23 protein-coding genes are annotated in these 20933 nt (G+C 44.9%); 17 read left to right on the top strand and 6 right to left on the bottom strand.

Going from position 1 to position 20933, the window contains the following annotated elements; translation table 11 throughout:
• The 10 genes from QUB20_RS12485 (at window position 1) to QUB20_RS12530 (ending at window position 6093) form a co-directional block, all read left to right on the top strand.
• Window positions 1–276, top strand: a complete 276-nt coding sequence (locus QUB20_RS12485) for a hypothetical protein (protein WP_190660639.1) — start codon at window positions 1–3, stop codon at window positions 274–276.
• Window positions 273–2339 (top strand): AAA family ATPase, encoded by a 2067-nt coding sequence (locus QUB20_RS12490; RefSeq protein ID WP_333246409.1) that lies wholly within the window; start codon window positions 273–275, stop codon window positions 2337–2339. The genes QUB20_RS12485 and QUB20_RS12490 overlap by 4 nt, the downstream gene beginning before the upstream one ends.
• On the top strand, window positions 2329–2985 hold the full coding sequence (locus tag QUB20_RS12495) for a Uma2 family endonuclease (protein ID WP_333246407.1): 657 nt from the start codon (window positions 2329–2331) through the stop codon (window positions 2983–2985). The genes QUB20_RS12490 and QUB20_RS12495 overlap by 11 nt, the downstream gene beginning before the upstream one ends.
• Before the next feature lie 12 nt (window positions 2986–2997).
• A complete protein-coding gene (locus QUB20_RS12500; protein WP_333246405.1) occupies window positions 2998–3318 on the top strand; it encodes a nucleoside triphosphate pyrophosphohydrolase in 321 nt (106 codons plus the stop codon).
• Window positions 3319–3385: 67 nt separating this feature from the next.
• The gene (locus tag QUB20_RS12505; RefSeq protein WP_333246403.1) at window positions 3386–3856 is read left to right on the top strand and encodes a DNA phosphorothioation-associated protein 4; all 471 of its coding nucleotides are present in this window, start codon (window positions 3386–3388) and stop codon (window positions 3854–3856) included.
• A 10-nt stretch (window positions 3857–3866) separates the two neighbouring features.
• Complete coding sequence (locus QUB20_RS12510) at window positions 3867–4922, top strand: endonuclease/exonuclease/phosphatase family protein (protein ID WP_333246400.1); 1056 nt, start codon at window positions 3867–3869, stop codon at window positions 4920–4922.
• 145 nt (window positions 4923–5067) lie between these two features.
• Window positions 5068–5256 carry a DUF6888 family protein gene (locus tag QUB20_RS12515; RefSeq protein WP_333077086.1) on the top strand — a complete coding sequence of 63 codons (189 nt, stop codon included), beginning with the start codon at window positions 5068–5070 and terminating at the stop codon, window positions 5254–5256.
• A 10-nt stretch (window positions 5257–5266) separates the two neighbouring features.
• Window positions 5267–5458 carry a DUF6887 family protein gene (locus QUB20_RS12520; protein ID WP_333291381.1) on the top strand — a complete coding sequence of 64 codons (192 nt, stop codon included), beginning with the start codon at window positions 5267–5269 and terminating at the stop codon, window positions 5456–5458.
• Between the two features lie 28 nt (window positions 5459–5486).
• Entirely contained in the window at window positions 5487–5723 is a 237-nt protein-coding gene (locus QUB20_RS12525) for a hypothetical protein (protein ID WP_333243736.1), read from the top strand.
• The gene (locus QUB20_RS12530) at window positions 5716–6093 is read left to right on the top strand and encodes a type II toxin-antitoxin system RelE/ParE family toxin (protein ID WP_333246397.1); all 378 of its coding nucleotides are present in this window, start codon (window positions 5716–5718) and stop codon (window positions 6091–6093) included. Before QUB20_RS12525 ends, QUB20_RS12530 begins: the two co-directional genes overlap by 8 nt.
• Window positions 6094–6176: 83 nt before the next feature.
• Here QUB20_RS12530 and QUB20_RS12535 read toward each other — a convergent pair whose 3' ends face one another.
• On the bottom strand, window positions 6177–7769 hold the full coding sequence (locus QUB20_RS12535; protein WP_333246395.1) for a DGQHR domain-containing protein: 1593 nt from the start codon (window positions 7767–7769) through the stop codon (window positions 6177–6179).
• 490 nt (window positions 7770–8259) lie between these two features.
• Here QUB20_RS12535 and dndB point away from each other — a divergent pair, with 490 nt between their 5' ends.
• The 4 genes from dndB (at window position 8260) to QUB20_RS12555 (ending at window position 12912) form a co-directional block, all read left to right on the top strand.
• A complete protein-coding gene (gene dndB / locus QUB20_RS12540) occupies window positions 8260–9372 on the top strand; it encodes a DNA sulfur modification protein DndB (RefSeq protein WP_333246393.1) in 1113 nt (370 codons plus the stop codon).
• Between the two features lie 165 nt (window positions 9373–9537).
• Window positions 9538–10536: an HNH endonuclease gene (locus tag QUB20_RS12545; protein WP_333246391.1), complete on the top strand. Its 999-nt coding sequence runs from the start codon at window positions 9538–9540 to the stop codon at window positions 10534–10536.
• Window positions 10533–12218, top strand: a complete 1686-nt coding sequence (dndC, locus tag QUB20_RS12550; protein WP_333246389.1) for a DNA phosphorothioation system sulfurtransferase DndC — start codon at window positions 10533–10535, stop codon at window positions 12216–12218. Before QUB20_RS12545 ends, dndC begins: the two co-directional genes overlap by 4 nt.
• Before the next feature lie 130 nt (window positions 12219–12348).
• Window positions 12349–12912, top strand: coding sequence for a GxxExxY protein (locus QUB20_RS12555; protein WP_333246387.1), 564 nt, complete (start codon window positions 12349–12351; stop codon window positions 12910–12912).
• 118 nt (window positions 12913–13030) lie between these two features.
• Here the strand turns inward: QUB20_RS12555 and QUB20_RS12560 are convergent, their stop codons facing one another.
• Complete coding sequence (locus tag QUB20_RS12560) at window positions 13031–13174, bottom strand: hypothetical protein (protein WP_333291386.1); 144 nt, start codon at window positions 13172–13174, stop codon at window positions 13031–13033.
• Window positions 13175–13179: 5 nt separating this feature from the next.
• Here QUB20_RS12560 and dndD point away from each other — a divergent pair, with 5 nt between their 5' ends.
• Window positions 13180–15177 (top strand): DNA sulfur modification protein DndD, encoded by a 1998-nt coding sequence (gene dndD / locus QUB20_RS12565; protein ID WP_333246383.1) that lies wholly within the window; start codon window positions 13180–13182, stop codon window positions 15175–15177.
• A 266-nt stretch (window positions 15178–15443) separates the two neighbouring features.
• Window positions 15444–15845 (top strand): DNA sulfur modification protein DndE, encoded by a 402-nt coding sequence (gene dndE, locus QUB20_RS12570; RefSeq protein WP_015179042.1) that lies wholly within the window; start codon window positions 15444–15446, stop codon window positions 15843–15845.
• A 180-nt stretch (window positions 15846–16025) separates the two neighbouring features.
• Here the strand turns inward: dndE and thiD are convergent, their stop codons facing one another.
• Together thiD and QUB20_RS12580 are read right to left on the bottom strand one after the other, a co-directional pair.
• Window positions 16026–16835, bottom strand: coding sequence for a bifunctional hydroxymethylpyrimidine kinase/phosphomethylpyrimidine kinase (thiD, locus tag QUB20_RS12575; RefSeq protein WP_333246432.1), 810 nt, complete (start codon window positions 16833–16835; stop codon window positions 16026–16028).
• Entirely contained in the window at window positions 16828–17013 is a 186-nt protein-coding gene (locus QUB20_RS12580) for a hypothetical protein (RefSeq protein ID WP_333291388.1), read from the bottom strand. The genes thiD and QUB20_RS12580 overlap by 8 nt, the downstream gene beginning before the upstream one ends.
• A gap of 120 nt (window positions 17014–17133) precedes the next feature.
• On the opposite strand from QUB20_RS12580, the gene QUB20_RS12585 reads away from it, so the two are divergent.
• Complete coding sequence (locus tag QUB20_RS12585) at window positions 17134–17913, top strand: MBL fold metallo-hydrolase (RefSeq protein WP_333246380.1); 780 nt, start codon at window positions 17134–17136, stop codon at window positions 17911–17913.
• Window positions 17914–18074: 161 nt separating this feature from the next.
• On the opposite strand, the gene ftsZ is transcribed toward QUB20_RS12585, so the two are convergent.
• Entirely contained in the window at window positions 18075–19349 is a 1275-nt protein-coding gene (gene ftsZ, locus QUB20_RS12590) for a cell division protein FtsZ (protein WP_333243773.1), read from the bottom strand.
• A 472-nt stretch (window positions 19350–19821) separates the two neighbouring features.
• Window positions 19822–20922, bottom strand: coding sequence for a transposase (locus tag QUB20_RS12595; RefSeq protein ID WP_333246378.1), 1101 nt, complete (start codon window positions 20920–20922; stop codon window positions 19822–19824).
• Window positions 20923–20933: the final 11 nt, after the last annotated feature.

Genomic DNA, 20933 nt, shown 5'->3' on the forward strand with positions numbered 1-20933 from the left:
ATGACGGAAAATCTGAATGAAAATCTGATTATGGCATTTAGATATGAAGATAGTGCGATCGCAGCCGTACCGACAAGCATTTTAGCAGAAAAGCGTTCTTCTTATCAAACTCATCAGGAATTCAGCGACGTACAGCAACCAATTACTAGCGCGCCACCGGAAGTTAGACAAATTATTGAGCGGGTATTGGAAATTGAAAAAGATAAACTGTACATGAGAGCTCCTCGCCACATTAACGATGACATTTTAAAAATCATTAAGGAAGCAATTGTATGAAGTTAATCTCAATTACTCTATGCAACTTTCGTCAATTTTACGGCAAAAGTCCCGAAATTAAACTAGCTTGGGGCGGGCAAAATATTACAGTAATTCACGGGAATAATGGCGCCGGAAAAACTGCCTTAATGAATGCCTTTACGTGGGTACTTTACGGAAGATTTAGCGCGGCTTTTGCGGCAGAAGAACAATTAGTAAACAAGCGCGCTTTGGCTGAGGCGGAAATGGGAAAAGCCGTAGGTTGTTGGGCGGAAATTGTGTTTGAACATGACAGCACGCGCTATCAAGCAAGACGCATTTGTCGTGCTTATAAAAGTGAAAATACTGTAGAACATGGTAAGGCTGAATTGTTTCTGAATGTAGCAAAAGATAACGGTCTGTGGCTGAAGCCGGATCAGCATCCCGATGATATTATCGGGCGGATTTTGCCGGAAAGTTTACATAAATATTTCTTTTTTGATGGGGAGCGAATCGAGCAAATTGTCCGCTATGACAAGAAGGCAGAAATTGCGGAAGCTACTAAGGAGTTGCTGGGAGTTGAAGTGTTGAATAGATCGCTCCGGCATTTACTAGAAGCAAAAAAATCTCTAGAGACCGATTTAAATATAATTGGGAATGCTGAAACGAAGAAACTTTTAAAAGACAAGCAAAAAATTGAGCAAGAAGCTGAGCAACTTTCGAGCAGACAAGTAGAAATCGAGCAGGAATTGGTCAACCAAGGGGAGTTAAAAAAAGCAGTTAATGGTAACTTATTGGAACTTAGCGGTGCTGCGGATTTACAAAAGTTGCGAGACGAATTGGAAATGCAGAAAAGTTTATTGAAGCAACAAATTGTACAGGCTACAGATGCTCTCAAACGCTCAATCTCTATGCGGGGTTATGGGGTATTTCTGTCAGAGGCTGCGGCTGAATTTGAAGTAATAGTCGGGGGTTTGCGGGAAGGCGGCTCGTTGCTTTCGGGGATTCAGCGGCCGTTTTTGGAAGAGTTATTAGCGCAGCAGCGGTGTATCTGCGGTGCGGAATTAGTGGAGGGTTCTGAGTCTCGCCAACAGGTTAGCGGTTGGATGGATAAGGCGGGTGTTGGCGATGTGGAAGAAACAACTATTCGGATTAGCGATCGGGTAAATGAAATTGATAAACAAGTGGCTGATTTTTGGGAGGAAATTGACCGACACCAAGGCAATATCAGCCGCGACAGAACCGAACTTTCGCGGGTGGAAAATCAGTTAGACGATATTCACAACAAGCTGCGAAATTTTCCTGACGAGGATGTCAGCCGCTTGCAAAAGCGCTTGGATGAAATTGAGGCAAAAATTGGCGATTTGCACCGGGAAACAGGCTCTAATCAGCAGCAGATTGAGAGTTTGAATGTGCAGGTGTCGGCTTTGGACAAGCAAATCGATAAGCAGCAACTGAATGAGCAAAGGCAAGTATTAGCCCAGCGCCGGATTGCTGCGACTCAGGATGCGATCGATCGCCTAACTGAAGTGCGAGATCGCTTAGAAAAACAGTTTTGTTCTCAGTTGGAAAAGCGGGTGCAAGATATTTTTAGTCAAATTTCTTTTACTCCTTATATCCCAAAACTGAGCGATAAATACGAACTGACTCTAGTAGAAAATACCTCTGGTAAAGAATCATTGGTGGCCGCTTCTACGGGAGAAAATCAAATTCTCAGTTTATCGTTTATCGGGGGAATTATTGAGGGCGTGCGGGAGTGGAGTCAAAAGAATACTTTGATGGGCCCGGATAGCAGTACGTTTCCAATTGTGATGGATTCTCCCTTTGGCAGTTTGGACGAGATTTATCGCAAGCAAATCGCGAATAAGCTGCCGAAGTTGGCGAATCAATTGGTAGTTTTGGTAACAAAAACTCAGTGGCGCGGAGAAGTTGCTCAAGAAATGGAAAGTTGCACCGGCAGGGAATACGTGCTGGTGTACAATTCTCCGAAAGCTGATTGTGAAGAAGATGCGATCGAACTTGGCGGGACGCGCTATCCTTTAGTTAGGCGCAGTCCGAATGAATTTGAATATACGGAAATTGTAGAGGTGGATTATGGCTTCTAATTCGGCAATTACGCAGGTTTTGGAAACGGATATTTGGGTGAAGGCGACGTGGGAAGAGTTTCTAAATTTTGCTGAGGATTCAGCATGGGAAAAGGGCAAGTTTTATTACTATCAAGAACACATGAGGATAGAAATGTCACCAGTAGGGCCATTGCACGGGCGTCAAAATTCAATTATGGCCTGTGTAGTTATTCTGTTTGCAACATTGAGAAAAATCCGAGTAGTTCAGTTTACTAACACCAGTTTTCGCAAAGCGGGTATCGGCGAGTTTCAGCCGGATTTAGCTTACTACATTGGTTCTGATTTAAGAGTGCCTCCTGATGATAGCAATTCTGCTGTTGATTTAAATCTATACGATCCGCCTAATTTGATAATAGAAATTGGTGCATCTTCTTTTAACGATGATTTAGGCAGTAAGCGGTTGCTTTACGAAAATGCAGGAATTAGTGAATATTGGGTTGAAAGTGCAAACACGCGGGAGGTTTTTGCGTTTGCGATTAATGGCGGAGGTAGCGGGAGAATTCAAGAGTCGCGGGTTTTACCGGGGCTGGAAATCCGGTTAGTTGAGGAAGCTTTGAACCGGAGTCTGACGCAAGATGATGGGGAAATTAATCGCTGGTTGATTCAAACTTTTAGTCAAGGTTGAAGGGAGTTTGACGTGGAAAAGCAGTATCATAAGTTGGTTCGCGATCGCATTCCTGAAATTATTCGTAAAAGCGGGAATGAATGCGAGTTTGTAATTTTGTCGGAGGCAGAATACCGTCAAGCTTTGCTGCAGAAATTGATTGAAGAAGCAGGGGAAGCAGCTTCCGCCCACGAGGAAGATTTGGTGGCGGAATTGGCGGATTTGTATGAGGTGATAGATGCGGTGATGGCGAGTTTTGGCATTTCGGGCGATCGACTTTTGGCGGAACAAATGAAGCGGCGGGAAGCAAGAGGAGGTTTTGCACAAAAAATTATGTTGTTGCGGACATGGTGAAGTGCGCCTGTGCGGACTGTTGGATATTTGCGAGATGTATTATAGTTAGAAACTAGATATTATGGCAATGGCTGCTAACAAAATTAGAATTGCTAAAGATAAAGCGGAGTTAGTCAAATCATTAACTTTATCGGATAACCACACTGGCCCTTTCCAGACTTACGCCGATGTCATCGCCTTCGCCGCATCCTTGGGAAAGCAGCGGAAAAAACGATCGCCTTTGGGGGAAATTTCTAAACGAGAACCAGGGGCGATAGATGTTGATATTTTTGTATCCAGGGGTTACGATATGGCGATTAAGTTAATTGCGATCGCCGAAACCAAAAATCCTCAAATTCTCTCCCATCTCAACGAAAAATTGGAAGCAGAACGCTTGCAAATTTTTGAAGAATATGCTAATGGTGGACTGGAAATATTGCGAGAAGAGTTGCGGGGTGCGGCGGATTATACCGATCGCCTGTTGTTGGTTTTGATTTCTGAAAGAGACAACCAACATCGGTCAAATGAAGAATTCGATTTAAGCAAGTTCTTATTTTAATAGGTGCCCAATGAAGTATGTACTAGCAGAGATCGTAAAGAAAGGGCTTAAGGAATCTGCCAAATTTTTCGCTTACGGCTACTCAGTATTCATGATCTGCTATTTCATTCTCAAACTAATCCTTTGGGATAGAATAGGAGTTATTGCCTTAATTACCACTTTTATTCCCTTAATTTTATTCCCAACTTTCCTGCTTCCCATCATCGGATTGTCAATCATCAAAAAAAGATGGTTCACTATTATTTCGGCAATCGCCTGCATTATCCTAATAAGTTGGCTGCACATTAAATACTTTTCTCCCACACCAATAAACATCACAGATTCGCACCCCAGCATCAAAATTTTATCCCATAACGTCCATTGGTATAAAACTCAGTCGCCAAGTTTAGCTAAACTGATTCAGAATCAAAAACCCGATATTATATTTTTACAAGAAATCGTTAGTAAACATACCGAAAGAGCTTTCACCTGGTTAAAAGCAGACTACCCCTATCAAATTGGCAATCCCCCTGTAGGAATTCTCAGTAAATATCCGATTGTCTCCAGCGAAATACTGCACTTAGCCGGCCATCCAGAAACGCAGCAGCGGGCAATTATTAAATTTAACGAACAAGAAGTAGTGATTTATAATATGCAAGCTACCGGGCCGTGGTTGACCAGAGCTAGAAAATTGCGTTTTTTCAAACTTCCTGTTTACATATATGGCAAACGATCGCCTGAAATTCAAGAATTAGTGCAGCGAGTTGAGCGAGAAACTCTGCCAGTCATCGTCGCGGGCGATTTTAATATGACAGACGAAACTCAAGACTATTACAGGGTAAAGAAAGTCTTGCAAGATTCTTTCCGAAAATCTGGATTTGGGTTTGGTTTTACCTGGCCTCACGGTTGGGAACTTAACTTATTGGTAAAAAGGTTAAATTGGAGATTGAATTATCCCGTTTGCCGGATTGATTATATTTGGTATTCAAAGCATTGGGGCGCTAAATCTAGTTCGGTTTTGGAGGCAACGGAGTCCGATCATTTGCCTGTAGGAGCCGAACTTATTTTGTTAAAGGAAGCGGTATAATGTATATAAATTGAGAGGTAAACTTTGGTCTACTATCGAGCGGTAGTAGTGTTTTATAGACAAAAATTGCTAAAAGTGATAATATAAATATACAACTTTCCTTGAGCTATATGTTAAAATAAGTATTAGGTTGAGTGATTGACAAATGCCTACTGCTGCCCAGCTAGAGAGTTTATATCGCATCAGTTATCAACTGACCTACACGATGCTTCAGCCTATACATCTGATTTGTGTTGACGATCGCACTCGTAACGTATACATATTGGCTGGGTACGATGAAGAGCTTGAGTTCCAAATTTTACCCAACGGGGAGTTTGCTGATGAGCCAAGTTAACTATAACGCTATGTCGAATACTGAATTGAAACAGTATTTTCTTAAACATCGTGGAAATCGAGCCGCTTTTCAGGCATATTTAGATAGAATCAATCAGCATCCGCTGAGGATTATTGCAAGTCCCGGCGATCCAGATTTCGATGAGAAAGTTCAAGCCGCAATTCGCCGCAAGTTAGAAGTGGCAAGAAATAGCAATAGTTAGCAATCTAATAAAATTGATAGGCACACCCATGCAAATTAACCTCACCATTACCGATCGCCTAGAACAGCAACTTCTTGAGAAAGCTAGCCAACTCAACCTGCCCATTGAAACCCTGATTTTAGAATCGCTGCGCCAACTGTTTCAAGAAGATGAAGAAGAGCTATCTAAAGAAGATATCCTCAACAGTCTTCGGATTGCGCTTCAGGAAGTAGAAGACGGTAAAGTTCACCCGATCGCAGAACTTTGGGATGGTATTGATGTCTGAACTACCCAGCATCCAGGTTCTGTTTGCAGATCAATTCAAGCGCCAACTCCGAACCCTCGCCAAACGCTATCGTCAGATTCAAACCGACTTGCAACCTCTCCTACAGCAGTTGCAAGCAGGCGAATGTCCAGGCGATCGCATTTCTGGTACAGGCTACACCGTCTTTAAAGTAAGAGCCAAAAACAGTGACATTAGTAAAGGGAAAAGTGGAGGCTATCGCATCATTTATCAAGTCACATCAACCACTTGTTTCATCTTGCTCATCATCTATGCCAAATCTGACCAAGAAACGGTTGCTGTAGAAGAAATTAATGATATTATCGATAACTTCCGCAATCAGCAACAATCAAAACTTAGGAATGAGAATTAAATAACTTCCACAAGATTGTGGGACGGGCGGGACGCCCATCCCACAATAACAATTAAAATTGTAAGTTATTTAATTCGCGATCCTTAGCTAAGCACTGGTGGCAATCCTACCTCTTGCGGCTGCACAAATCGGCCGTTAAAACTAATAGCTTTATCCTCAAAAGTCCTCGCTTCCGCTACCGCTTGCCGCAAATGAGCTCGATCCATATCGTCCTGAATTCCCCCCACCAAATATACAATTAACTTCGTTGCTAAATCCTTTCCAGAAACTAGCACTCGCTTTTTGTTCGGATCGTACAAAATCCCGTACCAGGCAGACTCAGGATTGTCCATGTGGCTAAATCCTTCATCGACATCGTACCTGCGGAGTTTGTCGAAAATAGATTTCAGGGAAAGTTTCTTTCTAAATACTAGAATTCCCAAAGCATTAGCTAAAGCAACTTGACCGACGGGACGGAACAAAATATTTCCCTCGCCCCCTGGTTTCTCAAAACTAAATCGGCGCAATTCAGCCGTTTCTTCACCGCTTTCTATTCTTTGATAGCTGGGTAAAGTTGCTAAATGATCGAACAATTTTTTAAACTCTTCAATTCCCTCTTTTAGTTCTTCATCTTCGGGACGCATGGGAATTAAACCTTTTCGTTCCGGCTTCCAATGGGGGAATTTGTATTCTAAATACCGTTCGGACATATCTTGCACCGCTTGCAATGTAGTTAACACAGTTGATTTTGCTGCGACTGTGGCGCTGTCCCAATTGACGCGGGGGTTTCTGTCATCTTGTTCTTTTAATAAGGGATGGGTGACGGCAATTTTTCGGGCCGCGATCGCAAATCCGTTGTCCTCGTTCAATAATGCTAGCTGGCCCTGACTCAGCGTTACCGCCATTAGGTTAACGTGCACAAAGATCGATCGCACGCGCCGTTGTGCTTGCTGTCGCGTTTCCCCCGCTACCGCCGCCGGGATAAACTCAATCCCGATTTTTTCGTGAGCTAATTTATACACTGTTTCGGGATCGATTTGATACTCTTCTGCTAAATCTTCCAGAGTAATTGCAGCGCCGACAGGTTTTTTATTTTTGTTGTATCTTTGCAGGATTCCGGTTTTAATTAAACTCATTAAACCTTGAACTCCCATCAGCCGATGCTGGCCGTCTAAGGCAAAAATTGAGACTTTTTGAGAGACATTCAAAAGCCCTAAGTTCTCGTTTTTATCAAAGGATGTAAATTCAGTCGCCGATTTGGTTGCTACGCCATTTTTATCCCATTCCTCGGCTAAAGGATTATCTACCCACGGGGGACTGACGACTACTAAAACTGCGGGGAATTTGTGCGATTTTCGGGCTGCTAAATATTGAGTTAGGGTGGCTTGGCGCGACCAATCTAAGGGACGCTGGATAATTTCGTCAATGGTTTCGTCGTCGCGGACGATGTTGTTGGTTTGGAGGTCAAATTTTTGGCGGAAAAGCGGCATCTGGGAGGCGAAACGGACGCGAGAGTCTAACCATTCTAGGGTGACTGAACCGATGTATGCTTCGCTGTTTCCCATCTGGGTTTTTTGTACGAAAATGCGATCGTCTTTTCCTAAATAATTATCTAATAAAAGTGCGATTTCCTGTCTGTCGCTATTTTCTTTTTCTAAAATCTTTATAGCGAGTTCATCCGCTGGGTTGGTGTTCATCGGCGGTTTTTATATAATTAGGCTATTTTTTCAAAAAATATCATGTATTAAAGTTTATGTCAACACTTGTTTTTAAAAAAACCTTGTGAAATACTTAAAATACTAATAAATTCAACGTTATATATCATTTAATGTTTCATTTGTCAATAGCTGAGGGGCGATCGGGCTTCATGCAGATGCGTCTGGGTCTCACGCGCCACCGTCTGAGTCCGCCAGGGGTTGAAAACCCGCCACCATCCGGGCCCGACAGGGGTCTCACGCGCCACCATCGGGGCCCGCCAGGGGTTGAAACCCCTGTCTCATAGCGAAAGTCCTCTGAAGAGGACTGAATATGGATCAATTTCGAGGTTTATGTTTAGTCGGTTTTAACCGACTTTCGCTATGAGACGGGGGTTTCAACCCCCGGCGGAATATCGGGGAAGCGAGTGAATTGACGATGGCACTTGCCCCTGATTTCTTCATACTTCGCACCTGCAACCAACAAAAAAATATGTCTACTCCTTCCTTTGAATACATTTTGCCGGTAATTCGGGGCATTCAAGCAGGCCGCGAATATTACGTGTCGATGTGTCCGGTGCGTTTTTTGCCGAAATTGTTTCCCTTTGAATCTGAAGATTTGCCGCCGTCTCTGCGGGCGAAACGCGCGCTTAACAAAGCTAGGATTCCCGAAATAGCTGATTATTTTGTTAGGAATCCTACAAATTATACTTGTGGGGCAATTGCTGCTTCGATTGATGCGGATATTACTTTTGAAGCAGTGGGAAATGAGGCCGAAGAACGGAAAATCGGTCGCTTGCGAGTGCCGATGGATGCTAAGTTTACTATTAATGACGGACAGCATCGGCGGGCGGCTTTTGAGATGGCTTTGAGGGAAAATCCGCAGTTGGGATATGAGACGGTGGCGCTGATTTTGTTTCTCGATGTTGGGTTGGAAAAATCGCAGCAGATGTTTGCTGATTTGAACGGTTTTCAAGTTCCTTTGGAGGCGTCACTCAGTCTACTTTACAACCACCGGGACGATCGCGCTTTTGTGGTGAAGGCGGTTGTTAAGCAGGTTGAGGTTTTCCGGTGTTTGACTGAGATGGAGAGGGGGAGTTTGAACGGGCGATCGCACAAATTGTTTACGCTGAGTGCGATCGATCGTGCTATCATGGCTTTGCTGTCTAATATTCACAGCAGCGAACAGGCAAAACCCTCTGGTTCTCGCACCAAAAAAGAACAGAAAGAGGAAGAACTTGCTCAAAAAATACAACTGGCGGTTAGTTATTGGAATGCGGTTTGCAGTTTTATTCCAGATTGGCAATTAGTTCTGCACAAGCAAGTTGCGGCGGGGGAAATGCGCCGGGATTGCGTGCACTGTCACAGTGTTGTGCTTGAGAGTTTGGGGGAAGTTGGGGCGGCTTTGCGATCGGTTTTTCCTGAGAGTTGGGAGGAACGTTTGAGCCTTTTGCAGCAGGTTGATTGGTCGATTTCTAATCCTGATTGGGAGGGTGGGATTTTGTTGAAAGGGGGGATTTCTAAGTCAAGGGCGAGTATTAGTTGGATGACTGATTATTTGAAAAATCGGTTGGGTTTGGAAACGGCCGATGCACGCCGACAGTGATATAATTATCTCCTGTTTAGGCTAGAAAATTACTTTTTAGTCTGCTGACACTGCTTAAATTGTCTAGTTTCTGCGTTAGGATTGTGCCTTGCGGTGCTTAACTTTTTGTTGAAAATAGTGTAAAATTTTAGGTTGGATTGTATTTAATCATAGCGGGAGGAGGAAATGACTACAGGACAAGAGTCAGAAAATAAGAATTTAGCATACTATCGCCATTGTTTTTCTCAAATTAAGGTAGGCAAGAATAAACAAGGAGGTAACGCTCTAAATCAGCCAATACTCCTACTGTCTGTAATTGATTTAATTACACTAGGCTTACTTAATGAGAACAATATTACTGTTTCCGATCAATTAATTAACACCTTCAAAAGATACTGGTCTGTCTTGAGTTCTGACAGTTTTGAGGAGATTGATTTTGCTATTCCATTTTTTCATTTAAAAAACAAGAAACCTAAATTTTGGCACGTTGAATTTAGCGAACAATACACGGGAGGACGCCCTCAAACCATCAACTCTTTAAGAAGAGATGTTGAAAGAGCAAAAATAGATGATGAATTATTTGATTTATTGCGAGACTATAATGCAAAAAAAGAATTAATAGATATACTGATATCTGCCTGGTTTTCCTCAAGCCAAAAACAGATAGAAGATGTTTTAACAATAAATCAGTCTCTCCAAGATTCTACCTGGAATGAATTAGAGAGTATTGAATCTAGTGATACAGATGCACAACCAAAGGTGTATTTACGAAAATCTTTGTTTAGAGAGGCTATTTTCCGTAAATCCGTCGTGCATTTGTATGATTACCGATGTGCTTTTTGTCGATTGAAAGTTACACGTTCGCTTAGTCAAAGTATTGTAGATGGCGCACATATCAAGCCCTTCTCTGAGTTTTATGATAATAGACCAGATAATGGGCTCTCACTCTGTAAAAATCATCATTGGGCATTCGACCGAGGATGGTTTGCTGTTGACGATCGTTATCAAATTATAGTTGCTAGCGATCTACAAGAGGACTCACCATACCCTAGATTAATGAGAGAGTTTCACGGAGAACAGATTCTTTTGCCAAGTTTAGAGCAATATTATCCGAGAAAAGATGCGCTGCAGTGGCATCGCAAAAATGTGTTTACTTTACAATCAAAAGGGGTCTCTAGAAAATGAATGAATTACAACAAATGTCACTATTTCCGCCCCGCAATATTGGCGATTTAATTGCAGACATAGAAATATTAAAAAAGGAAATTCAAGAGCTTTATTGTCAAGATGAACTCCCACTTGTAATCGGTTGGAGTGGCGGCAAAGATAGTTCGGCAGTCCTACAGCTTGTCTGGTATGCGATTGCCGAGTTGCCAATTGAGAAACGCCACAAAAAAATTCATGTTCTAACAAATGATACACTGGTAGAAAACCCTATAGTAGCTGCTGGAGTACATAATTCTCTAAAACGGATGAAAGTTGCAGCCCAAGAACAGGGAATGCCAATAGAAACTCATTTAACTTATCCAGCCGTTCAAGATACCTTTTGGGCGTGCTTAATAGGTAAAGGATACCCAGCACCTAGAAACCGATTTAGATGGTGTACGGAACGATTAAAAATACAACCAACCGGTTCTTTTATTCGTGAAATAATTAGAACTAGCGGCGAGGTAATTCTTGTTCTAGGTACTCGCAAGGCTGAAAGTGCTAAACGCGCCGCAAATATGGCTAAACATAGGGAGTGGCGGGTAAGCGAACGCCTTAATGCTAATCCCACTCGCCCTAACTCTTATATTTACCTTCCCATTGAAGACTGGCGAACAGATGAAGTGTGGCTTTACTTGATGCAGTGGGATAATCCGTGGGGAAATAACAATAAAGATTTGCTAACTATGTATCGAGGTGCGACAGCAGATAATGAATGTCCTCTAGTTGTTGATACTTCCACCCCTAGTTGTGGAAATTCTCGCTTTGGCTGCTGGGTTTGCACAATGGTAAGCCAAGATAAATCTATGGAGGCAATGATTCAAAACGATGAGGAAAAAGAATGGATGCAGCCTCTACTCGATATTCGCAACGAATTAGACATTCCAGACGATCACCCAAAAAGAGACTTCCGCCGCATCTACGGTAGAGTAGAACTGTTTGAACGCAACATGGGCGACGACACTACCTCCGTCGAACCCATCCCAGGGCCCTACACCAAATACTGGCGAGAACACTGGCTGAGACGAGTCTTGGAAGCACAAACCCACATCCGCAAAACCGCCCCCCTAGAAATGCGCGACATCACCTTAATTACCCCGGAAGAACTTAGCGAAATCCGCCGAATTTGGCTGGAAGAAAAGCACGAATTCGACGACTCTTTGCCCCGGATTTACGAAGAAGTCACCGGCGAACCTTTTGAAGATTCCCGTCCCGCCGCCGAAAGAAAACTCCTCGGTAGCGATGAATGGACTGCGATCGAAGAGATTTGCAGCGAGGACAAAATGCACCTCGAATTGATGGCAAAACTCCTTGATACAGAACGCCAATACTACACGAAGCCCCGCCGTACAGGCATTTACGGCGATTTGGACAAATGCTTTGAAACCAGTTCGCGATCGAAGGAAGAAGCGATTGGTAACGCCCACTATCAACGCAATTTAAAAAAAGCGGTGGAAGATATTAAAGCAAATCCGACGGAAAAAATTCAGCAATTCAAAGATGCGATCGCCCAAACCAACAGTTCCGCCAAAAACGATACCGTTGATATTGCCAAACTTAAAGAAGAACTCGAAAGCAATACCAATCAAAGCAGACAGCTATCTTGGGCGGATATTAAATTTTCACCGCCCAATTCAGGAGAGGAAAAACCTAGCGATTAGCACGCGCTAGCCTGCGGTTAACCCCAAACTTGTTGACAGCCACCCCGCCGAGCGATCGCATATAAGGGTTTTTCAACTAACCGCAGCATTAACAAACCACCATCGTTTAAATTACACAATTTTTACGACCATGCTTGACCCCAATATTCCCCATCAGGATCTTACATACAGCATCATCGGCTGTGCAATGAGAGTACACCGGAGGACACAAAAAGGTTTAAGAGAAAAACATTACCAAAGAGCCTTTGATGCAGAAATGATTGAATCCGGTTTAACAACAGAAATGGAGTATCCCAGACAAATTTATGACGGTCAAGTTTGGATGGGAATCCTCTATCTAGACCATTGGGTGAATGAAGGTATTGTAGTAGAAGATAAAGCCGTAAATTATCCAATGACCGATAAAGACAAAGCTCAAATCATAGCTTACTTAGCATCGACAGGAGCGAAAGTAGGTTTATTTATCAACTTTGGTCGCAGTAAATTAGAATATCACCGCATTCTCCCACCAAAATCCGTACAAGGTTGGCAACAACACATTCAACCATACTTGTGGCGGCCGAAAACAAATGGCAGAGGTTGGACGAGAGGAAGTGCAGGAACCTATGAAGAAACAGATGACGAACTCCCATTACCTCCCAACATTCAGTCCCGGAACGAAGAGGAAGATTCAACCGATGTAATTGATTGGTAGCAAGGGAGGGAACGGTTAGCAGCGGATTTTGTAACGGATGTAGCGGATAATTAGTGGCTGATTACCAAATCCGTTACTAGCCACCAACCAACCAACCACCCATCCGTTAAATCCCCTACTAACCGCCCCCCACCAACCATTCATCCGTTAAATCCGCTACCAAATCCCTTGCCAATAACCGCCCCCCACCAACCACCCATCCGTTAAATCCGCTACCAAATCCGCTGCTAACCGCCCCCCCACCAACCAACAACATATACATCTACAATGCAATTCCTCGAACTCGTCCTCAAAAACTTCGGCCCCTATGCAGGCACCCAAACCATCAATCTCCGCCCCGAAAAAGACGGAAATCCCTGCCCAGTCATTTTATTTGGCGGCATGAATGGCGGCGGCAAAACCACCCTCATGGACGGCATTCGCCTCGCCCTCTACGGTGGCCGCGCCCAATGTTCCACCAGAGGCAATTTAAGCTACAGCGACTTTCTCAATCAATGCGTCAACCGCCACACACCCCCATTAGAAGATACCCGCGTCGAACTAACATTTGAACAAGTCCAAGACGACAAATTAGCTCAATTTAAAATAGTTAGATACTGGAAAAAATTAGATATCAAAGACACCTTAAGCATTCTCATATACAGCGAGATTGTCAGCGATTGGTGGTCGGACAAAGCAATTACTAACACTTGGGACGAATACATCGAAACCCTTTTGCCAGTTGGAATATCCAACCTATTTCTGTTTGACGGCGAACAAGTAAAAGAACTTGCCGAACTCGAAACACCGCCAGAGTTTGTCGTCGGGGCGATTAAATCTCTTTTAGGTTTAGAATTAGCAGAACGCCTCGCCGTCGATTTAGAAATTTTAGCCGGCCGCAAGCGGAAAGAAATTGCTGGCAAAAAAGACTTGGCTGCTTTAGAGAAAATCGAACAAACTTTTAAGGAAATTACTGATAAAATAGACTCAGCTAAGCAAGAACAAGCCAGCTTTAAAAACGAATTTGATAAAGCTCAAAAAAATCAGAAACAAGCATCAGAAAAGTTTATTTCTGAAGGCGGGAAAATTGCCGCCGATCGCAGTCAGCTAGACAGCAAGCTAAATGACTACAGAAATCAGGCAGAAAAAACCCGTCAAGCCATGATGGAATTGGCATCAAACACGCTACCACTAGCCCTAATTTCGCCCTTGCTAAGCGAAGCAAAAACTCAAGCCGAAACAGAAGCCAGCCAGCAGCAAGCAAAGATTGCCCAAAATGTTATCAAACAAAGAAGCGATCGCCTTCTCAACTATATCGCGGAAATCTCCTTAAATCCCCAACAGCTAGATAAAATTCAAGACTTTATCCGCCAAGAAAACCAAGAACTCGAACAGCAAGCGGGAACAGACGTTTCGCCCTGGATGAACGCCGACAACAACAGCATCCAGCAACTAGAAAACCTTCTTAGCTACCAAATCAAAGCCCAGCAAATTCTAGCCCGCGACCAAATAGAAGAAATCAAAAACATCGAATCAGAAATCGACTTCACAGACAGAGAACTCGCAGCCGCAGCTTCCCCCGAAGCCTACGAAAAACTAGAAGAAGAAGTCAGGAAAGCCCAAAAAGCAGTCGCTATCGCAGCCGCCGCCTTGGAATCAGCCAACCGCCGCGTCGATGAATTAGAGAGAGAATTAGCCAAAAACCAAAAAGAACTAGAAAACTACAGCAGCGAATACATCACCATCAGAAACAGCCAACACGTCATCGCTTCGATCGCCAAAGCCCAAGCCACCCTGAAACTCTTTAAAGAAAAACTCACTCTCAAAAAACTCAACAAACTCGAAATAGAAATTACCGACTGTTTCCGCTACCTGTTGCACAAAACCGACCTCGTGCACAGAGTTGCGATCGACACTCAAACATTTAGCCTCTCCATTTACGATCCAGAAGGCAAACCGGTACCCAAACACCGACTTTCTGCCGGGGAAAAACAATTGCTGGCGATCGCCTTTTTGTGGGGATTGGCTAGAGTATCCGGGAGACAATTGCCAGTGGCGATCGACACACCCTTGGGCCGCCTCGACTCCTCCCACAGAAACAACCTAGTCGAACGCTATTTCCCCTCGGCCAGCCACCAAGTCATCCTGCTTTCTACCGACACGGAAATTAGAAAAGTAGAATACGAAAAACTCCAAGAATTAGAGGCGATCGCCCACAGCTATCTCCTCAAATACGACTCCGCCAAACACCAAACCACCGTCGAAAAAGGTTACTTCTGGGAATAAAAATTCGCGCTAAAAAATAGCCGCAACCCCCTTGACTTTGCTGGGGAGTTGCGGTAGTATATATAGCATAATGGGATGGTTGCGAAAATTTTATTTTTGCGACCATCCCATTATTAAGGATAAATCCTACTAAAATAAGAATACCAAAAAAAACCGATTTAATCAAGTCGCGCCGTGTAAAAAAATGTTAATTATTTCGGGTTATCTAGAGGCTTTGCTTCCCCAATATTAACACTGTTTACAATATACCAAAAAATCTTAAACCTATGGAACCACCAGTCGATCGCATCCGCCTCTCCCAAACAGGCAAAGACCAACTATCAAAACTGAAACGATCGACAAAAATCGATCAGTGGAATATTCTATGCAGGTGGGGATTTTGCCGATCGCTCGCCGAGCCCAGCATCCCATCGCCAGTACCAATTCCCAGCGACAGCAACGTCGAATTAAGCTGGGATGTCTTCGGCGGTGACATGGCTGATATCCTGATAATGGCCCTCAAGCAGCGGTGTCACCAAGACAATTTAGGCACAGAAAAAGAAACTCTAGCGAAACAGTTTCGCCTGCACTTGCACCGAGGGATTGGTTATTTGGCCGGCGATCCGAATATTAAGAAAATTGAAGACTTGGTGGCGATCGCTCTTTCGCCTGAAAAATTAAGAAATTAACTGATTTTTGACTGTTGGCGGTTCACTCATGTGATTGGTTATATCAATTCCGGTTGGATCGGAATGATTTAACCGCAGAGTACGCAGAGAACACAGAGGAAGAGAAGAGAGAGAGGAATAATTTCGATGAATCGTGGATTTGATATTATTAGCAGACTCCAACAAGTAACAAATAACTTATTACTTCTGTAACAGGGGGAAAAAATGACCTACTGGCCCTTGGCCTTCTCCAATATCCAAAGCATATTTGAGAGCAGTAGTAACATAATTCTTAGCTAATGTCACCGCCGTAAACAAATCTTTACCTAATGCTAAATTAGCGGCGATCGCAGCACTCAAAGTACAACCAGTCCCGTGAGTATTCCCAGTATCAACATTCTCAGTCTTCAACACATCCAAGCGCGTACCATCAAACCAAACATCAATCCCCCGCAAATCTCCCGCCATCCCGCCGCCTTTCACCAAAACAGCCTTTGCGCCCAAACGATAAATCTGCTGCGCCGCCGATCGCATATCGTCTAGAGAAACAATCTGCAAACCGCTCAAAATCTGGGCCTCAAACCGGTTGGGAGTCACGACAGCAGCCATTGGGATCAAAACATCGCGCAAAAATGCGATCGCCCCCTCATCAATCAATCGATCGCCTGATCGTGAAACCATCACCGGATCGACAACCAAATTCCCTATTCCCAAAGCTTCCACCTGTGAAGCCACCGCCACCATAATTTCCCGATTCAGCAGCATCCCAGTTTTCACAGCCTGCACCCCAATATCTCCAACCACCGCCTCAATTTGAGCCGCCACAGCCTCTGCAGACAAAGCATCAACTCGCATCACCCCCAAAGTATTTTGAGCCGTCACGCAAGTCAAAGCACTCGTACCGTGCACGCAGTGAAACGCAAAAGTCCGCAAATCCGCCTGAATTCCGGCCCCGCCGCCACTATCGGAACCAGCCACAGTCAAAGCCACAGGAATCCTCGATTTAATCATCTTCTTCCACCCCAGATAAACGCCAACTTGAACCAGACAAATCCCAATCATATCTGTGGCACGGGCGTCCCGCCTGTGCTTCCGTGGCACGGGCGTCCCGCCTGTGCTTCCCCGTGGCACGGGCGTCCCGCCTGTGCTTCCGTGGCACGGGCGTCCCGCCTGTGCTTCCCCGTGCCACGGGCGTCCCGCCTGTGCTTCCGTGGCACGGGCGTCCCGCCTGTGCTTCCGAAGGGGTTAAAATTCCCCAAACAAAATTAGCTATGATTAAACCAATTGTAAAGAATTATTGCAAACCACTGTGAAAATCACCCGAATCGACCTCAACTCTTGGATCTTCCACATCGCAGGCCAAACAATCCTCGTAGATCCCTGGCTAATCGATCCCCTCGTATTTTACGGTCAACCCTGGCTGTTCACCGCCTACCACAACACCCCCGTCGCCTTCACTCCCAGCACCTTACCGCCGATCGACCTCATCCTGATTTCCCAAGGATTAGACGACCACTGTCACAGGCCCACACTCGAACAGCTCGATCGCACAATTCCCGCGATCGCCTCACCCACCGCCGCCAAAGTCCTCAGCAGTTTAGGCTACACTAATATCACATCTTTAGCAAATTGGCAAGAGTTAAATTTTAAAGAAAAGTTACAAATTACTGCCGTACCCGGAGCCGAAATCGGGCCCGGACAAGAAGAAAACGGCTATTTGCTCAAAGATTTAAGCAGCGGCGAGACACTTTATTACGAACCGCACCTGCCGCCATTAGACAAAGTTAAACAGAAAATAGACACAGTAGACGTAGCGATCGCCCCAGTCATCGGTCAAATCTTCCCCTTCCTCGGACAAGTCATCATCGGCCCTGCGGAAGCCCTCAGCCTCGCCCAAACTCTCAAACCTCGGTTTTTCCTGCCTACAGCGGCGGGAGACATCCGAGCCACAGGCATTTTACCAATGTTAGTGCGATCGATCGGCAGCATCCCCGAATTTCGCGATTTACTAGCAAAATCCGGTCTCTCCACCCAACTCCTCGAACCCGAACCAGGACAAACCCTCGAAATTTTAGATTTTAGATTTTAGATTTTAGATTTTTTAGATTTTAGATTTTAGATGCTCGATATTTTCGATTTTTTAGATGGGAGATTGGAGATTCAATGCCAAATCCCCAATCGCCAAATCCCAAATCTCAAATCCAAAATCGCCAAATCCCCAATCTAAAATCTAAAATCTAAAATCTAAAATCATCTTGGCGGACGACGGTTGCGTAAAAACTCAGGAATATCCAATCCCAAATCCTGCGGCGGTTTCGCTTTCGGATCGGGCGTCTGTTGAGCAGGAGTCACCGGCACAGTTGCAGCCCGCCAAGGAGCATTAACATTTTGCGTCCGCCCCGGAGTCGGAGGCGCCGGAACTTCCCCCGAAAAACCAGTAGCGATCACAGTAATCTTAATTTCGCCCTGAAGCCGCTCGTCAATCACCGCTCCAAAAATAATATTGGCATTCGGATCGACAACCTCGTAAATCGTCTCAGCCGCCGCATTCACCTCGTGCAGCGTCATGTCAGTACCGCCAGTGATGTTAAACACCACACCTCTAGCGCCCTCAATAGACGAAGCTTCCAGCAGAGGCGAAGAAATAGCCTGCATCGCCGCCTCCCTAGCCCGCGACTTGCCAGAACCCACGCCAATGCCCATCAAAGCCGAACCCGCATCCGCCATTACTGCCCGCACGTCAGCAAAGTCAACATTCACCAAACCGGGAATAGTAATAATGTCAGAAATACCCTGAACCCCTTGGCGCAGGATATCGTCAGCAACTCGAAAAGCCTCTTGTACAGGCATTTGTTCGGAAATCACAGACAGCAGCTTGTCGTTAGGAATTACGATCAGCGTATCCACCCGAGTTTGCAAAGCCGCGATTCCTTCCTCAGCTTGGCTGGTGCGCCGCCGTCCCTCAAACGTAAAAGGCCGCGTTACTATGCCCACAGTTAAGGCGCCCATTTCCTTAGCGACCTCAGCCACGATCGGAGCCGCGCCCGTGCCCGTACCGCCGCCCATGCCGGCTGTGATAAATACCAAATCCGCATGATTCAGAGCATTAGCAACTTCATCGCGGGATTCCTCCGCAGCCTTTTGACCGATCGCCGGATTGCCCCCGGCCCCCAAACCGCGCGTCAACTTCTGTCCGACTTGCAAGCGTTTCGGAGCATTTGAGAGAACCAGAGCTTGGGAATCTGTATTCACACACCAAAACTCGACACCAGAAACCTCGCTGGCAATCATCCGGTTAACGGCGTTGCCCCCACCACCGCCGACGCCAATTACTTTGATTTTGGCGGCACTGCTGGGCATTATGTCTTTGGGATTGACCATAGGATCGATATCAATACTATCTACATTTACATAACCAGACTTGCGTCTAAAGGGATTGGCGGAATCTGCAGCCACCGGAAAATTTTTTACTTCTTCCGAAGGGGGACTGTCTTGGTCAGACCCCTGTCTATTATTAAGCTTCATTAGAGTCGGGGATGGTAGATTAGAGCTTGTTAACTAAACGCCAATTCACAATCAACTATAGGCTAAGTTGCGCGAAAAACTAACACAGATCGATGCTTAATGTTAGCAATCTCGGATTTTGCCGACCTCGCTAGCCTAGACCTCGCTTGACGCCATCAAGGTACTTGACCGGATTAAGGCAATTGTAAGCTGCGTCAGAAGGAAAAAAAATGGATACTAGGCCCAGACGCGGGGCGCTATCCAAAAACTGTGCTGATTTCAAGCCCTATCGATCCTGATGGGCAAAAATTCTGCCTATCGATCGATACCTTCTACCTTCTGTTGACAGAGGATCAATTCTGGGCGCGAGTGGGTGCGGGAGTGGAACTCTGCTTTGTCAAACTTACCCAAACTTTGCTAAAGCCACCTTTAGCCGCAATTCGGAGTTGACTTCCTGCGCTGTTGGGTGGTCGGCCATCCCAAGATAAGCAGGCTATCCCCCAATAGCCTTGGGTTCCCAATTTAAAATATTTAAACTGGCATTGAGATCGCGATCTATTGAGGAGCCACAAGCAGGACAATCATAAGTCCGAACGCTTAGTGGCATATCTTTTTTATGCCCGCAATTCGCACAAGTCTTAGAACTGGGGAACCATCGATCCACCAGCACTAAATTCGCTCCATACATTTTGCACTTATAATTTAGCTGCCGCCTGAATTCGTAAAACCCTAAGTCGGATATTGCCCCAGCCAACTTGTGATTTGCCATTATTCCGCTTACGTTCAAGTCTTCTATATTGATTGACTTGAAAGTTTTAGCTAAATAAGTCGTTAACTTTTGAAGGAAATCTTTGCGAATGCAAGCTATTCGTGCGTGAAGTCTGCCGAGCTTGTTGTAAGTTTTGCGCTGATTGTTTGAGGCTTTTATTTGTCTTGATGCCTTGCGCTGCAACCGTGCAAGCTTGGTTTTCGCTTGCTTTAATGGCTTTGGTGCATCAAACACTTGACTGTTTGACAGGGTAGCAAAATATTTAATACCCACGTCAATCCCTACAGAGCTTTCGGGTTGTTGAATTGGTAAAAGTTCCGCATCAACACACAAAGAGACGAACCAGCGATTTCCTTCTTGTGAAATGGTAAAAGTTTGAGAGACAAAACCGCATTCCAGTGGCTCGTGAAGTCGAAAAGTTCCCTGCGTGGGAATCTTAATGGTGTTGCCAGCAGTTAGTAAAACTTTTCCATTAGACGAATCAACCGTGAATGATTGCCCATCCCGGCGGCTGGCAAATTTCGGATGATCGGCTTTTCCCAAGCGATACCGACTGAACGCATCTTTCAAGTCAATCAAAGCGTTTTGGTAAACACGAGAAGACAACTGGTTCATCCAAGCGCATTCAGGTTGTTTCTTGACGTGGTTGGTGAGAACTTTCTTGACTTCGTTGATGACCTTTGAGTCTGAAAAATTGCCCTCACCGTACATTTGGACTCGCAAGCTCAATCCCATGTTAAATACTACACGCCGGAATCCTGCGTGTTTTGCCATCAAGGTTGCTTCCCTATTATTCAATTTGAGCGCTCGCTTGACGGCAAACATGGAACTTCCTC

Source organism: Microcoleus sp. B4-C2 (assembly GCF_036705265.1).
Classification (GTDB): Bacteria; Cyanobacteriota; Cyanobacteriia; order Cyanobacteriales; family Microcoleaceae; genus Microcoleus.